We start from the raw sequence: 15,817 nt of genomic DNA, 5'->3' as shown, positions 1-15,817 counted from the left end.
GATGATGAAGAAAGACGAGTTAATACAAACTTTAGAACAAACCATAGAGAATATTTCGGATTTTCCAATACCGGGAATACAGTTTAAAGACATTACGCCTATTTTTCTTAACCCAAAATTGTATGAAGCGGTTATTGCAGACTTGGCTGCTTTTTCTAAAGATAAAATAGATGTGGTTTGTGGAATTGAAAGTCGTGGCTATTTGTTCGGTATTGCAATTGCTGTCGCCCTAGATGTCCCTTTTGTTTTGATACGAAAAAAAGGGAAGTTGCCACCGCCATTTGTTTCTGAAAAATACGATTTAGAATACGGAACGGCAGAAATTGAAATGAAAGTAGGTCAGATAAAACCCGGACAACGCGTACTGATTCATGACGATCTTCTGGCTACAGGAGGTACAACGGAAGCGGCTGCCAAACTGGTAGAAAAGCAAGGAGCCATTGCCAGTCAATTTAGTTTTTTGATCGGTCTAAAAGATCTGAAAGGAGAAGAGAAACTTTCGCAATTCGATGCTGAAGTTTACCAAATATTACACTATTAATTGAAATGGAAATTATTGACCTATCCCACCAAATTGCCCTAGGCATTGATATTGGAGGCACAACTACCAAATTTGGAATTGTAAACTTAAGAGGCGAAATTCTTGCCAAAGGTGTACTGCCAACAGATAAATACGAAACCATTGAAGATTTTGTTGATGCGCTTTATGACAGGGCTCAACCTTTATTGGATCAATATGCAGCAAAGTGCGATTTTATTGGGGTCGGAATTGGAGCTCCCAACGGAAACTATTATAACGGTTGTATAGAATATGCTCCCAACCTGAAGTGGAAAGGAAAAATAAATATAGCAAATCTTATTGGGAAAAAGTTTAATACAAAAGCGACCTTAACCAACGATGCCAATGCTGCTGCGCAAGGTGAAATGCAATTTGGAGCAGCCAAAGGACTTAAAAATTTCATCATGATGACTTTGGGTACCGGTGTGGGAAGTGGCATCGTCATCAACGGTCAAATGGTCTATGGACACGATGGTTTTGCTGGCGAATTGGGGCATACCATTATTGTTCCCGATGGAAGAATGCATTGGTCAACGGGTTTTAGAGGCAGCTTAGAAACCTATGCTTCGGCAACGGGAATTGCCATTACAGCCAAAGAGTTTAGAGCTGCTCATCCTGATTCTCTTTTAAATTCAATCCCTCTCGAAGAAGTAGATGCCAAAACCGCATTTGAATGTGCCGAAAAAGGAGATGCTGCTGCCCTAGAAGTTTTCCGATATACCGGTGAGATTTTAGGTAAAGCCTTGGCAAATTTCGTGATGTTTTCTTCACCAGAGGCCATTTTGTTTTTTGGAGGAGTGGTAAAAGCTGGAGATTATCTTTTGAAACCGGCTTATGAAGAAATGGAGAAAATGGTTTTACCAATCTTTCAAAATAAAGTGAAATTTGCAGTCAGCAAGATGAACGAATCCGACGCCGCCATTCTTGGTGCCGCATCATTGGTTTGGTAATTTTATAAAATACTTCTTATGAAAGTACTGATGGTTATTTGTAGTTTTTTACTCTTTTCTTGTCAGTCACAGGAGCAAAATTTACGCATTCCAAAAATTATAAATATGGAAAATACAAAAACAATAACTTTCGGTGGAGGATGCTTTTGGTGTATTGAAAGTTGTTTCAATAAATTAAAAGGGGTAGAAAAAGCGATATCCGGATATTCCGGTGGGAAAACCGAACACCCGACCTACAAAGAAGTTTGTACAGGAGAAACGCACCATGCAGAGGTGGTACAGGTTGTTTATAATCCCGATATTATTTCGTACGATCAGTTGTTGGATGTTTTTTTCTTTTTACACGATCCTACACAGCTCAACAAACAAGGCAACGACATCGGAACGCAATACCGATCCATTGTTTTTTATGAAAACGATGAGGAAAAAAATATGGTTTTGAATAAAATTTCAGCCATCAACCTATCGGGGAACTATAAAAATAAAGTCGTTACGGAAGTGGTGGCTTTTCAAAAGTTTTGGCCTGCAGAAGAGTATCACCAAGGATATTATAACGAGAATCCCGACCAACCGTACTGTTCTGCTGTTGTGGGTCCAAAAATTAAAAAATTCACAGAATATTTCAAGGCAAAAGGTCTGATAAAAGAATAAAAAAAGCGGTGTCCCAATTCAGACACCGCATTTTGTTAGTTGGCTTTCCAATCGACCACTGCTCGGATAAAGGCTTCTGCATTTTCCAATGGGATGTTCGGCAAAATACCATGTCCAAGATTGGCGATGTATTGGTCTTTACCAAAACGATTGATCATTTCAGTCACCATTTTTTTTATGGTTGCCGGATCCGAATGCAAACGCGCCGGATCAAAATTTCCTTGTAGGGTTATGCTGTTATTGGTCAGTTTTCTGGCAATTTCCGGACTGATGGTCCAATCCACACCCAAAGCAGAAACTTTAGATTTCGACATTTCTTCCAATGCAAACCAACATCCTTTTCCAAATACCACAACATGAGTCATTGGTGCCAAAGCTTCAACGATTTGGTTGATGTATTGCCAAGAAAACTCTTGATAATCTGCCGGTGAAAGCATTCCGCCCCAAGAATCGAAAATTTGCACCGCAGACACTCCTTTTTCTACTTTTCTTTTAAGATAAGCAATGGTGGTGTCCGTTATTTTTTGAAGCAACAAATGAGCAGCTTCCGGCTGTTGGAAACAGAAAGATTTTGCAATATCAAAAGATTTAGAACCTTTTCCTTCTACGCAATAACACAATAATGTCCAAGGAGATCCTGCAAAGCCAATCAACGGGATGTTGTTTTCTAATTTTTGTAAAGTGATCTCGATGGCATCAAAAACATAGCCCAAAGAGTCGTTGACATCCGGAACTTGTACGGCTTGTACATCTTCTAGGGTGCGGATGGGATTGTCCAGCCAAGGTCCAACGCTTTCTTTCATTTTGAAATCGATGCCCATGGCTTGTGGTACCACTAAAATGTCTGAAAATAAAATTGCCGCATCCAAAGGAAATCTACGGATGGGTTGAACGGTAATTTCTGCTGCCAATTCTGGAGTTTGGCATCTTGTGAAAAAGTCGTACTGATCGCGTAGCTTGATAAATTCGGGTAAATATCTTCCGGCCTGTCTCATCATCCATACCGGTGGTCTTTCTACAGTTTCGCCTTTTAGGGCGCGTAGGTATAAATCGTTTTTAATCATAATCTTAGGTTATAGCTTAAGAAATCAAAGTTTTATAATGCGTGTTAATGAGGTTTAACAAATCGTTCAAACTGCTTTCTTTGCTGGTGTATATTTTATTTTTTGTCCAATTTTTTAATTCCTTTTCAGTTGTTTCGCCAATGGAAAATAAGGTTTTCCCTTCCAAGGAATTTAATTTTGCAAAACTACGAACTCCACTTGGGCTAAAAAAGCATACCGCATCATGATTTTCGTCAATTTTAGGATGAAGCAGCTCGGTGTCGTAGAGGATTACTTTTCTATAAACAATATTTTGCAAGGGTAATTTTTCATTCAAGAGGTCCAATGCCATGTTGCCACAAAAATGGATGAATTGTTCTTTTGAGGCGTGTTCTATAATGAAATCTAAAAGTTCGCTAGCGTGTTTGGCAACTTTAAAAGTGCCAAATCCGTTTTTCCTAAGTTCTTTTTTGGTTTTATTTCCAACCGCATATATTTTATTGTATCGGTAAGGATTGGTAAAATCTTCTTCGGGCATAAAACCGTTTTCAAAAAAAGATTGTACGCCATTGACACTGGTAAAAATTAAAGATTTGTTGGACAGTGAAAAAGGACTTTCTTTTCGATGTTTTATTTTTAGCACATCAACAAACTCACATTCTATTTCTGAATTTATTTTTTGTCTGACCTCTTTTTCAATACTTTTTTTAGTGAAAAGAATTTTCATGATTATTCATTAATTTGTGCCTTAATCTCTTTCATTAGTTCTTTCCCACCACGATCTAAAATGTTTTGAGCAAATTTTTCTCCCAAATTAGATTCGTTTTTATTCACCGTTTCATCAATTTCCAAACATTGTTTGCCGTCCAAAGAGCACAGCCTGCCGGAAAAATGCAGTTGGTCTCCATCGGTTTTAGCAATACCACCAATCGGTGCGGTACAGCCTCCTTCTAAGGTTTTTAGGAAAATTCTCTCGGTTTCCACGCAAAGTTGGGTTTCTTTGTGGTTGATTTTTCGTATAATCTCGTTGATCTCTACATTGTCCTTGTGTCCGGCAATGGTAACAACCCCTTGAGATGGAGCCGAAATCATGAAAGGCAATTCTTCATAATTAAGTTTAAGATCCAATCGTTTTAGTCCGGCCAAAGAAAATAGGGTAGCATCTGCCAATCCGTCTTCAATTTTTTGCAAACGGGTATTCACATTTCCACGGATATCTACAAACTCAGTATTAGGAAATTCTTTTAGCCAAAAAGCGCGGCGTCTCAAGCTGCTGGTTGCAATTTTTAGTTCATGTAGCGGTTTGTCCATGGCTTTGGAACTTCTAACCAACACATCTTGTGGGAAATCTCTTTCGAGATAAGCAATCAGTTCGATGTTTTCTGGCATTTCTGTTGGGACATCTTTCAGAGAATGAACAGCGATGTGAACCTCGTTGTTTAGAAGGGCAATATCTAGATCTCGAGTAAATACACCGGTTATTCCCATGGCGTATAACGGTTGAGACAGGTCTTTGTCCCCTGAAGATACAATGGGTATTATTTCGGTAATGCAGTTGAGATTTTGTAGTTGTCTAGCGACTTCTCTGGCTTGCCAAAGGGCTAAAGGAGAGTTTCTTGTACCTATTTTAATTTCCATGAAATTTCTTAATTTTAAAACTTTAAAGGTACTGACTTTTTTGTAAATAGGACAATTTTGTTTTTGTCTATTTAAGTGATAAAAATTATGTTAAAGACTCGCTTTTATCAAGTTGATAATTATCATTACCTTTGGGCTACAAAAGTTTAACAAAAATCAAAAATTACATTATGGCATTCGAATTACCAAAATTGGGTTATGCATACGATGCATTGGAAAGCAACATCGACGCAAGAACCATGGAAATCCATCACACAAAACACCACCAAGCATACATTGATAACTTGAATAATGCAATTGCAGGTACAGAACTGGAAGGAAAAAGCATTGAGGAAATTTGTAAAATAGGAACGGACAAACCTGCGGTTAGAAATAACGGAGGTGGACATTATAACCACAGCCTTTTTTGGGAAGTAATGACTCCCGGTGGAAGCAATGCTCCAGTTGGAAATGTTGCTAAGGCTATAGAAAACTACGGAGGTTTAGAAAAATTTAAAGAAGATTTCTCCAACGCAGCCAAAACGAGATTTGGTTCTGGTTGGGCTTGGTTGTGTAAGAAAGAAGACGGTTCTGTAGCGGTATGTTCTACACCAAACCAAGATAATCCATTGATGCCGGTTGCCGATTGTCAAGGAACTCCAATTTTAGGTTTGGATGTTTGGGAACACGCTTACTATCTGAATTACCAAAACAGAAGACCGGATTATGTTACGGCTTTCTTTAATGTAATCAATTGGGATAAAGTAGAAGACCTGTTCAATAAATAATTGAACTTTACTGAAAATCAAAACCCGCCAGAGAAATTTGGCGGGCTTTGTTTTTTGAACCAGATTCTTTCAAGGATTTTAATTTCTTGAAGGATTGAGTATATAAAGGTTGTGAGTGGTTTTATTCGGCAGCTCTTTGCAGCACTACGAAAGCCGGGAAGTGGTCGCTGTAGCCTCCGGTAAATTTGTCGCCTGCCCAAGAACGGAAAGGATATCCTTTGTAGTTTCCTTCTTTGGTAATGAGATACGGAGGTGCATACAATTCTGCTTTGAAAACGCTGTATTCTTTTCTCGCTTCATTTTTCTCGTTATACATATTCCCGGAAACGATGATTTGGTCAAACAAATTGGGAGCATCTTGATAGGCTAACGAGGCAACACCGTTTTTGTAAAGAGGGTACATCAAGTTCAGGTACGGATCTTTTTCCGAAAGATCTTTCGGGTTTCCAACAGCCTTCAAAACTTTTTTAAAACTGCTGCTTACAGGATCGTCGTTAAAGTCGCCCATTGCCATCAATCGGGTATTGGGATCCAAAGCTCTTACGCTGTCCATTTGTTGTTTTAAAACTGCTGCTGCAGCATTTCTTTTGGGTAGAGAAATGGCTTCACCACCTCTTCTGGAAGGCCAGTGATTTAGGAATAAAGCAACTTTTTCATTGTCCAACATTCCTGTAAGAACCAAAATATCTCGGGTATATTCTCTTCGTCCCTCTTCGTTGAAGATGACCACTTCTTTCTTAAGGGAGTGACTTGGAGTGAATCTTCTTTTTTGATAAATGAAAGCCACATCAATCCCACGATAATCGTAGGAGTTATAATGCACAATGCCGTAGTCGTATTTGGCTAAAGCGGGTTGCTTGATAAGGTCTTGAACAACTTGTCTGTTTTCAACTTCTAAAAGTCCAACAATGACCGGGGCTCCTCCAGAATATTTGGCTCCCATTTCGGAAATGACTTTGGACTCGTTGGCCAATTTGGTGTTGTAGATTTTGGTGTTGTAGTTCTTAGCGCTTTTCGGAGTGAACTCTTCATTGTTTCCTTGGTATCGCACAACTCTTTTACCCTTTAGTTTGTCGTCATTCCAAACGCCTTTGTATTCTTCATCTACACTTAGATACTTTATGGAGTCTACCGGGATGCTTCTGTGAAATGCAGGGTTGGACTTGTCCTTGGTTCCGTCAATATAATCGGCAGATGGGATGGTGTCCCAGATGTTTTCAACATTTAGAAAGCCCACAACAGCGACTTTTCTAAGTTCGCTTTTTTTCTGTGCAAAGACTAAACTTCCAAGACATAATGCGAAAATACCAAAATACTTGTTCATTGGTTGAATGATTTTAAAAAATGGACAACAAAATTAATTCTTTTTATGAGATAAGCGTCTATCTATCAAAATCTTTTTCGAATATGAACAAAATTTATTGTTACCAATACGGAGTCGTATTAACAATTGCGCAAACATACAGCGAAACAACAAGGTGGATTTTCTAATATTAACATAATTTAAAACAAAAATCATAAGGGTTGTTTGACAAGGTTATAAAATTTTAAGTAACTTTGCTTCCCTTTTCATAAAATATTGAGAATTAAACTAAAAGGAAATTAAATACAAAAAAATAAGTATGTTTAAAAGGTTATCACTACTCTCCTTATTTACATTGCTGCCAGCATCGTATTATTATGCACAAACCACGGCTTTTGCATATATAAAAGATGCCGACGGAAAAGTCGTTGAGCAAGCTTCTGTAGATCTAAAAGGAGCTGGACAAGAGGTGAAAGCAGACAAAATTGGATATTTCCAATTTGTGGACCTTAAACCCGGACATTATCAAATTGTGGTTTCTAAACCCAATTTTGATACTAAAGTTTTAGAATTTGATGTCAATGACGAGAAAAAGAAAGATTTAGGTGTCATCACACTTTACTCTCAGTTTTCTGGCGCTGGACAAGGCTTGGTACTTTTGGATAGTTCTGGAGAAGACGACAACAACTCCTCACAGACCGCAACCGTAGGACTCTTACAATCGTCACAAGATGTTTTCTCTAGGATTGCTTCCTTTGATTTGGGTGCATATTGGTTCCGACCAAGAGGTATTGACGGCAGGACTGGAGAAACCATAATGAACGGTGTTGCAATGGCAGCCGGTGATGATGGAAATGTAGATTTTGGCACTTGGGGTGGACTTAACGAAATTACTCGTTATCCCGAAATATCTGCCAACCATTCTCCTTCAGAATATGCTTTTGGTGGTGCAAGCTCAGTGGTTTATAAAAATACCATTGCTTCAGAATACAGAAAAGGAAGTCAGCTCACTTATTCTTTAACCAATAGAAATTATAGAAACAGACTTTCATACCGCTACACTTCCGGAATGAACAAAAACGGTTGGGCGTTTACCGGAATGATAGCAAGAAGATGGGCGCAAGAAGGCATACAGGAAGGGACTTTCTACGATGCGCTAAGTGGTTATCTGGGAATTGAAAAGAAATTCAATGATAAACACAGCATGACCTTCAATGCCATCGGATCCAATTTCAAGAGAAGTACTTCCAGTCCAAATACTCAAGAGGTGTATGACTTCAGAGGGGTGCATTACAATTCGTATTGGGGATGGCAAGATGGAGAAAAGAGAAGCGAAAGAATCAAAAAAGGATTCCAACCTCTTCTTCAATTAACCGATTATTGGAAAATTAATAAAAATACCCAATTGTGGACCACTTTGTCCTATCAGTTTGGGAAAGAAAAAAGCTCGAGATTGGATTGGTACAAAGCCAATAACCCTTCACCAACTTACTACAGAAACCTTCCGAGTTATTGGTTGAACTATACCAACCCTTCTCCGGAACAATTTGAAAATATTGCCCTAACACAAGGTTGGTGGACCAATAACGATCCGGCTCACACACAAATTAATTGGGACAATCTTTACGCTGCCAATTACAACGCTCCATACATCAATGAATTTGGAGGCAAAAGAGCAGTTTATTATTTGGTAAATGATGTCAAAGACGATAAAATCTGGAATGCATCAACACACCTTACCCACAACTTTAACGATACCACAAAATTCATTTTAAATGTATCGTATCAAAATTACAAATCCGAACAGTATAGAGAAGTAAAAGACCTTTTGGGAGCCGATTTTGCTCTAAATATGGACGCTTTTGCATCGAACACAACAGGTGCTAAGTTCTGGGGAAAATTCAACGAACTGGAATCGGATAGTCAAATTGCTAAAAAAGAAGGCGATAGAATTGGATACAATTACATCCTTAGAAGACAAGAGGTAAAAGTAAATCCAGGGTTGAAATTCTCCACCGGAAATTTTGATGTTTTCGTTTCTGCACTTTTGGGTTATACCAACAACAGCAGAGAAGGGAGGTACAAGCACTACTTGTATCCAAGCTCCTTGGGCAAAGGTGCCGACATGAATTTCTGGGACGCAGGACTTAAAGGTCAGGTGACTTACAAAATCAACGGTAGAAATTTCTTGGTGTACAACGGTGCTTACTTTAGCCAATCTCCTTTCTTGAACGATATTTTCTTCAACGCAAGAGTAAGTGGTGCAACAACTCCAAAAATTAAAAATGTTGTTATCGATGCCAACGACCTAAGCTATGTGATTGCTACACCTTTTGTTAAAATGAGACTGACAGGGTATATGGTGAATACACAAAACGATACCAATGTACAACGATTTTTTGCAGACGGAATTAAGCTAACCACTCTGGACGAAACCGGCGGTCAGACTCCGGTGCAAGAAGGAGCTTTTGTAACTCAGGTACTTTCGGATGTTAACAAAAGAAACATGGGTGCAGAACTTGGTTTGCAAGTCAAAGTAACTCCAACCCTTACTGCAAGCGGATTGGTAAGTTACGGACAATATACCTATACCAACAACCCAACGGTGTATTTCGCTTCCGATGCCATCGGAACTTTCAGAGAACAAGATGCCAATGGAAATTTGGTGGATAAGTCCTATACCAATATGGGAACCGCTTACCTAAAAGATTACAAACAAGGTGGCACACCACAAGAAGCCTATTCATTAGGTCTTAGATACAGCAGCCCAAAATACTGGTGGATCGGTGGTAGCTGGAGCTATCTTGGACATTCGTACCTGGATCCATCACCGGTAATTAGAACCGACCGTTTCTATACCAACCAAGTGACAGGCGTACCTTATGATGGCGTAAATCAAGCCGAACTTACAAGAGTTCTGGCTCCAACAAAATTGCCTACCGCCTATTTCTTTGACCTAAATGTGGGTAAATCTTGGATAATCGGTAAATATTATATGCTGGTTTCGGCTACCGTCAACAATATTTTGGATAACAAATCATACATTACAGGTGGTTTTGAGCAAACCCGAAATGTGAACTACCAAGATTATGTTGCCGATAAAGACAGCGGAAATATGGTATTCTCTCCAAAATATTGGTACAACCAAGGACGATCGTATTTTGTAAATGTTCAATTCAGATTCTAAATCCATCAACAATTAAATTTTAATAAAATGAAAAATTATAGATTTATAAAAACAACAGCCGTAGCGGCGATTATGGCTTTCGCCCTGACCTCTTGCGTAAAGGACGATGATTATGCCGTACCAACCATACAATGTACGACCCAGTTTGCTGCTGCAAACCACACACTTGGCGATTTGGTTGCCCTTGCAAAAACGAACCCTACACCGGCAGATATCATTACAACCGACTACATTGTCGAAGCTTATGTGTCCTCCAGCGACGAGCAAGGAAATATCTACAAAATGCTTTTTGTACAAGACTCTCCAAACAACCCAACTCAAGGGGTAGAAATCGATATAGACGGAGCCAACCAATACCTGAACTATCCGGTTGGAGCATTGTTAAGAATTAACCTAAAAGGATTGATCGTGCAAGGTTCTAATGGAAATATTAAAATTGGTTCTTACGATCCAAGCTATGCAATTGGTCGTATCAACCCGAATAAACTTTCTCAGTACATCGAAAGAGTTTGCGACGGACAATACCCGGTATTGGCGCAAATGCAACCTTTAGAGTTCAACTCAATCGGAGAAGCTCTTAAAAACAGTGCCCACATCAACCAATTGGTGAAAATTAACAATGTTCAGTTTCACGAAGATGAATTGACAAAAACTTTTGCCGATGCCGACAAAACGGGAGACCGAAAAATCGTTGATAAAAAAGGTGCTTCTTTAACACTTCGATTCTCCAACTATGCTACTTTTGCTAAATCTCCAATCTCTCCAAATTATGCAAAAAGCGGAAGTATTATTCTTAATTTAAGCAGATTCAGTACGACCGATCAGGCCTATGTAAGAAGCTTAAACGATATTAACTTTACAGAGCCACTTTTTGCTCCAGGAGTTCCTGAAGATCCAGCAGCAACTGCAGTTAATCTTTTTGCAGGTGCCGATTATGAAGATTGGACAACATTCTTGTCAGGAGTAAAAATGCCATTTGGGGTTAAAGCTTATGCAACTCAAGGTGTGGGTCAAGGTTTTAACGGAACCAATTCTTTACAAATTTTAGGAACACCAACCGGAAACGATTATGTGTTTACTTCGTATGCAACAGCAGGTTTGCCGGCCAATCCTAAGAGAATTACCATGTACATCAAAGGGACTTCTCCAGGGAAATCCATGTCTTTCAATGTCTATAAAACCGATGGCTCTTTCTATGCATTTAATCTTGGGGCTTTTACAACAGGTGCCATTTTGGATCCAGCAGCGAACAACCAATACACAGGTTCGATCAATACGGGTGGACAGTGGAGAAAAGTGGAGTTGACATTAACAGGTCTTACAGATCTTAATCTAACCGATACCACCAAAGATATTTTTGCACTGAAAGTAGGTTCAGGATCTGCTTTCAATGTTCAAGTTGACAACATTAGAATTGAATAATTCTAAAAGAATTTTATAAAATTAATCCCCAAAGTTTTCAGGCTTTGGGGATTTTTATTTTTTTAAGAACTGCAGGAGAGCATGCTGCATCCGGATTGGTTGTCGTATTTGCCGGGTCTTTTTTTTGTTAATGAAGCATTGTTGCAAACCCACCGAACTCCATTACGAAACTTGTCAGCAAAAGAAAAAGTATAACATGTATAGAGCTTATTTTATAGGAGAAATCTTCTTTTTAATATTACCGAACAACCATTTTTCTATGTGAAATTTTCGTTATTTCAGATTATGAAAATTATTGCAGGGGTAGAGATTGGACTCATCTTCTGCAGAATTGAGTGATATATAAGTTTAGGTTTGAATAAAAAATAAACAGAAACAAAATTGACTTAAAAAAAGTTGCCCGAAAAGGACAACTTTTTTATTTTTAAGATCATTAATTAATATTTTCCAATTTTTTTGGCTTAGGTGAGCTTGTTTTATCGTCGCAACTCAACATGCAATCTGCCGAACAAAGTGCCGCTCCAAGGTTGGTAGGTTTATCATAACAGCCATTTTCTCTATGACATTTTATTACACATTTTGTTGCCTCATTACTAAAAATAGGATCTCCATCTACAACTATGGTTTGATGAAAAATGGTCTTGCTAACCGAAACTGCATTATTCTTGGACTCTACAGATATTTTTTCTTTTTTTTCATTTGCCAAGTAAGTCGCTATAGGTAGTTGTGTTGCTCTATCTACAATTACTTTGAAGTAATAACCGTTGCCATTTGTATCTTTTTTGTATATGGTGTAAAAATCATCAATTTTTTCATCGTATCCAACAAAAGAGGTCTTTGATTTGGTTAATAACTCGAATGTTACATTTTTAGGGCTTTTGTTTTTCTTGAATTCAGAATAATTTGTAGGTGTATCGTCATTTACAGTATTTGCTTGGCAAATTGATATACCTAGAGTATAAATGATTAAGAATGTTGTTTTTAATATTAAATTTTTCATGTTTTTAAGGTTTTATTTCAATTTTATTTTGTGTTTTGAATTGTTCAATCATTGATTTTTGAACTCTGTTATTTAATTCTATGAGATTAACCATGTTTCCATTGGCGTCCGGTTTCTCATAAATTTGTGTACTATTCATTAACTCGAATAACCTTTGCATAGGGTTGGATTCATAATTTTTTCTGACAATAAAATATTTTTGCCGTGTAATTTCTACGAACTTCCGTTTGGAAATATCCAATTGTATATACGCTTTGTTTTTTGTGATACCAACCGCGGTAAAAGAATGTTTTCTCTCCACATCATAGACCTGCAAAATTAATCCTGGTAAACCAAAAAACTTGTAGGGACCTTCTTGTATGGGTATTTGATTGGTGAAATAAATGTTATAATCTCTACCGCCATAATTGGTTTTGGCTAATGTACAATCGTATCCAAGGATATTTTTTTTCTTATCGGTTATTTCAAATTTGAAATTTGGATTTTCAGAATATTTAAAATTGTTTTCTAAAAAATCATTAGAGTAAAAAACGATTTCTTTTTTTGATAAATCTTTTGTAATTATACAACCTAATCTATCATCCGGTAAACTTTTAAAATCTATTTTTTGTTTACTGTTATTAATAATAGAATCGCTTTTATACTCTCCTTCACTAAAGAATATCGATTTATTACCGGATATTTTCAAATAATCATACTCTGTAATTTTCAAAGTGTCTTTTAATGAATATTGTTTTTCGTATTTATATTGCACAATTAAGTCTTGTCCAAAAATCACATTTGATAAAAGTAAGAAGAATAATATTAGATTTTTCACATTAATTTAAATTTTGTATTGAATTAGATTTTGGTAAGAAGTAACATTCTATAACACAGTCTTGTAGGCACAAGAAAGTTCCTACTTCGGTAGGCTTGTTATAGCAATTATACTTGTCGTTGCAATCCATTGCACATTTTACTGCTGCAGGTTCTCCAATACCGTTTGGTGTATTATTGATAAATTTTCCAGAAATATATTCTACAACTTTTTTTATTCCTGTTTGCATTTCATTTAGATTAAATACCTTTTCCAAAGATATTGTATTATTCTCAGTTTCTATTGAAATTGAAGTTATTTTTCCTTCAAAATCAGAGCCTACAACAATGATTGTTTCCAATTTTTCGTTGTTGTGGTAAATTGATAAAGGTTTTTTATCAACTTTTATCTCATTAATGTTGTTGTTTCTATATACCTCTACTTTTTGATTGGCATAGAAAAGTGTACTGATAAAAAGTACAACTAATAGTGTAAAATTTTTCATAATGTTTTTTTTAATTACTTATACAAATGTAGATTGTAAAAATTGAACAAGTAGTCCATTTTTTTTCACAAAAAATGGGTGTTTTTATGGATACTTTTATATTTTTGTAAAAAAGAGTATGATGATTGGAAGTAAATTAAGGGTGTTAAGGTCAAGAAACAAACTATCACAGCAAGAAGTTGCTGATTTGTTAGAAGTAGACAGAAAAACTTATATTAATTGGGAAAACGAATTATGTGATATAAAATCTGAATTCATTCCAAAAATTGCTGAAATTTTTGGAGTAGAAATAAGTGATTTATTTAAAAATGAAGAAAAAGTTAATATTATTCAAGATTTCAAAGATAATACATTCAACAACAGTGTTATGATTATGTTGGTATCAGATAAAAAAACGATAAATGAAGTTATGAAAATTCTAAAAAATCCATAAAACTTTTTACGAACTACACGACAGCATACTGCATCCGGATTGGTTGTCGTATTTGTTGGGTCTTTTTTGGGTTAATGAAGCATTGTCGCAATCGTAAGGGGTTTGTAAAGCGAGAAATAAGGTGTTAAAAAGCTCCATTTTTCCCTGACTAACTTCTTCTATGCATTCGTACAGTAAATAGTTTCTAAGCACAAATTTTGGGTTGTTTTCTTGCATCAATTGCATTCGTTTTTCTTCTTCGAAATTTTGATTTGAAATGAATTCATCATATTTTTTTAAAAACGCACTTAGCTTTTGAAATTCTTCCGGGCTGTTGTTTTTGTAAAAACAAGTTTGAAAATGGCTTTTGAGCTCAAATTCCGGTTTCCATTTTTCCAATGCTGTGAAAAATAAGGTGTAGTCCAAGACCAAATCTTCCATCAACAATTGCCATTCTTCAAAAAACGCAGCATAGTCCTCTTTCATGTTTTCAAATCCAAATTTTTTACAGAGCATTTCATCGTTCTTTTGGTTGAAATAATCGTTGAAGTATTCCAGTTTTTCGGTTAAATAATCAGCGTCTTCAATCAAAGGGAAAAGGGCATTTGCCAATTTCCAGAGGTTCCATTGTGCGATTTTTCCTTGCTCGCCAAAAGCATATCTTCTTCCCGGAAGGTCGGTCGTATTTGGGGTGAAAGAGGTGTCGTACTCGTCCAACATCGAAAAAGGCCCATAGTCTATGGTTAGTCCGATTATCGAAAGATTGTCGGTGTTCATCACACCGTGTACAAAACCGACTCTAAGCCAATCTACCATCAAATTGGCAGTTCTTTCAAGGATTTGTTCAAAGAATTTTTTGTATTTATTATCGTCATTCAAATCGATTTCGGGATAATAATTTTCAATACAAAATAGACCTAGTTTCTCTAGAGTTTCATAATCCCTTTGAGCCGAAAACCACTCGAAATGTCCAAATCTTAGAAAAGATTCAGCGGTTCTTAGCATAACGGCTCCTGGTTCCGGTTTGGGATTGCCGTTGTATAAAACATCTCGGATGACTTGTTCGCCAGTCAGGGAAATGCTTAGACCTCTTGTGGTTGGGATTTTTAAATGATGCAGGGCTTCGGACATCAAAAACTCACGAATGGTCGATCGCAATACCGCTCTACCGTCTCCAGCTCTAGAAAATGGGGTTGCACCTGCTCCTTTCCATTGTAATTCTTGAAATTTTCCATTTTTCTGTAGGATTTCTCCGGCATAGATTGCTCTGCCATCGCCCAATTGTCCTGCCCATTGTCCAAACTGATGTCCGGCATAGGCCGTTGCAAAAGGACGGATGTTTTTGGGGAGATTTTGGGCAGCTAAGAAATCTTCGTCTTTATGATTTTCAATTTTTCCTAAACCCAATTCTTCCGAAAGTTGTTCATTAAAATAGAGAAGTTTGGGAAGGTCGAATTTTACGGGATCAACCAAGCAAGAAAGAATGTTTGGGACGGTTCTTTGCATGGTATTCTTAGATCTGTCGGTTGGAAAAAGGTCTAAATATCTTTGTGTAATTTTTTCTAAATGCATAGGATGAGGTTG

At 37.1% G+C, this 15,817-nt stretch carries 15 protein-coding genes; 7 read left to right on the top strand and 8 right to left on the bottom strand.

Annotated elements, in window-relative coordinates:
- Positions 1 to 4: 4 nt before the first annotated feature.
- The 3 genes from EIY84_RS02955 to msrA all read left to right on the top strand — a co-directional run bounded on the left by EIY84_RS02955 (position 5) and on the right by msrA (position 2,160).
- Positions 5 to 541, top strand: coding sequence for an adenine phosphoribosyltransferase (locus EIY84_RS02955; RefSeq protein ID WP_124640441.1), 537 nt, complete (start codon positions 5 to 7; stop codon positions 539 to 541).
- Between the two features lie 5 nt (positions 542 to 546).
- Positions 547 to 1,509 (top strand): ROK family protein, encoded by a 963-nt coding sequence (locus EIY84_RS02950; RefSeq protein ID WP_124640353.1) that lies wholly within the window; start codon positions 547 to 549, stop codon positions 1,507 to 1,509.
- Positions 1,510 to 1,614: 105 nt separating this feature from the next.
- Positions 1,615 to 2,160: a peptide-methionine (S)-S-oxide reductase MsrA gene (gene msrA, locus EIY84_RS02945; protein ID WP_124640351.1), complete on the top strand. Its 546-nt coding sequence runs from the start codon at positions 1,615 to 1,617 to the stop codon at positions 2,158 to 2,160.
- 35 nt (positions 2,161 to 2,195) lie between these two features.
- On the opposite strand, the gene hemE is transcribed toward msrA, so the two are convergent.
- Genes hemE through hemC form a run of 3 tightly spaced genes read right to left on the bottom strand, consistent with a single transcriptional unit; the run spans position 2,196 to position 4,841 of the window.
- Positions 2,196 to 3,224: a uroporphyrinogen decarboxylase gene (hemE, locus tag EIY84_RS02940; protein ID WP_124640349.1), complete on the bottom strand. Its 1,029-nt coding sequence runs from the start codon at positions 3,222 to 3,224 to the stop codon at positions 2,196 to 2,198.
- A 16-nt stretch (positions 3,225 to 3,240) separates the two neighbouring features.
- Complete coding sequence (locus tag EIY84_RS02935) at positions 3,241 to 3,930, bottom strand: uroporphyrinogen-III synthase (RefSeq protein WP_206428187.1); 690 nt, start codon at positions 3,928 to 3,930, stop codon at positions 3,241 to 3,243.
- Between the two features lie 2 nt (positions 3,931 to 3,932).
- Positions 3,933 to 4,841: a hydroxymethylbilane synthase gene (gene hemC / locus EIY84_RS02930; protein ID WP_124640345.1), complete on the bottom strand. Its 909-nt coding sequence runs from the start codon at positions 4,839 to 4,841 to the stop codon at positions 3,933 to 3,935.
- A 170-nt stretch (positions 4,842 to 5,011) separates the two neighbouring features.
- Here hemC and EIY84_RS02925 point away from each other — a divergent pair, with 170 nt between their 5' ends.
- Positions 5,012 to 5,608, top strand: coding sequence for a superoxide dismutase (locus tag EIY84_RS02925; RefSeq protein ID WP_124640344.1), 597 nt, complete (start codon positions 5,012 to 5,014; stop codon positions 5,606 to 5,608).
- A 121-nt stretch (positions 5,609 to 5,729) separates the two neighbouring features.
- On the opposite strand, the gene EIY84_RS02920 is transcribed toward EIY84_RS02925, so the two are convergent.
- A complete protein-coding gene (locus tag EIY84_RS02920; RefSeq protein ID WP_124640342.1) occupies positions 5,730 to 6,932 on the bottom strand; it encodes an endonuclease/exonuclease/phosphatase family protein in 1,203 nt (400 codons plus the stop codon).
- 298 nt (positions 6,933 to 7,230) lie between these two features.
- On the opposite strand from EIY84_RS02920, the gene EIY84_RS02915 reads away from it, so the two are divergent.
- A complete protein-coding gene (locus EIY84_RS02915; RefSeq protein WP_124640340.1) occupies positions 7,231 to 10,098 on the top strand; it encodes a carboxypeptidase-like regulatory domain-containing protein in 2,868 nt (955 codons plus the stop codon).
- A gap of 27 nt (positions 10,099 to 10,125) precedes the next feature.
- Positions 10,126 to 11,520 (top strand): DUF5689 domain-containing protein, encoded by a 1,395-nt coding sequence (locus EIY84_RS02910; RefSeq protein ID WP_222933870.1) that lies wholly within the window; start codon positions 10,126 to 10,128, stop codon positions 11,518 to 11,520.
- 433 nt (positions 11,521 to 11,953) lie between these two features.
- Here EIY84_RS02910 and EIY84_RS02905 read toward each other — a convergent pair whose 3' ends face one another.
- From EIY84_RS02905 to EIY84_RS02895, 3 genes are read right to left on the bottom strand one after another with little or no spacing between them, the layout of a single operon-like run.
- On the bottom strand, positions 11,954 to 12,520 hold the full coding sequence (locus tag EIY84_RS02905) for a hypothetical protein (RefSeq protein ID WP_124640338.1): 567 nt from the start codon (positions 12,518 to 12,520) through the stop codon (positions 11,954 to 11,956).
- A gap of 4 nt (positions 12,521 to 12,524) precedes the next feature.
- Positions 12,525 to 13,337, bottom strand: a complete 813-nt coding sequence (locus EIY84_RS02900; RefSeq protein WP_164472003.1) for a GLPGLI family protein — start codon at positions 13,335 to 13,337, stop codon at positions 12,525 to 12,527.
- A 1-nt stretch (position 13,338) separates the two neighbouring features.
- On the bottom strand, positions 13,339 to 13,821 hold the full coding sequence (locus EIY84_RS02895) for a hypothetical protein (RefSeq protein ID WP_124640334.1): 483 nt from the start codon (positions 13,819 to 13,821) through the stop codon (positions 13,339 to 13,341).
- 118 nt (positions 13,822 to 13,939) lie between these two features.
- On the opposite strand from EIY84_RS02895, the gene EIY84_RS02890 reads away from it, so the two are divergent.
- The gene (locus tag EIY84_RS02890; RefSeq protein WP_124640332.1) at positions 13,940 to 14,254 is read left to right on the top strand and encodes a helix-turn-helix transcriptional regulator; all 315 of its coding nucleotides are present in this window, start codon (positions 13,940 to 13,942) and stop codon (positions 14,252 to 14,254) included.
- A 6-nt stretch (positions 14,255 to 14,260) separates the two neighbouring features.
- Here the strand turns inward: EIY84_RS02890 and EIY84_RS02885 are convergent, their stop codons facing one another.
- Positions 14,261 to 15,805 carry a protein adenylyltransferase SelO gene (locus EIY84_RS02885; RefSeq protein ID WP_124640330.1) on the bottom strand — a complete coding sequence of 515 codons (1,545 nt, stop codon included), beginning with the start codon at positions 15,803 to 15,805 and terminating at the stop codon, positions 14,261 to 14,263.
- Between the last annotated feature and the right edge of the window lie 12 nt (positions 15,806 to 15,817).

Source organism: Amniculibacterium aquaticum (assembly GCF_003852705.1).
GTDB classification, from domain to species: domain Bacteria; phylum Bacteroidota; class Bacteroidia; order Flavobacteriales; family Weeksellaceae; genus Amniculibacterium; species Amniculibacterium aquaticum.
The sequence above is the reverse complement of the archived record's forward strand: the minus strand, read 5'-3'. Positions and strand labels throughout refer to the sequence as shown.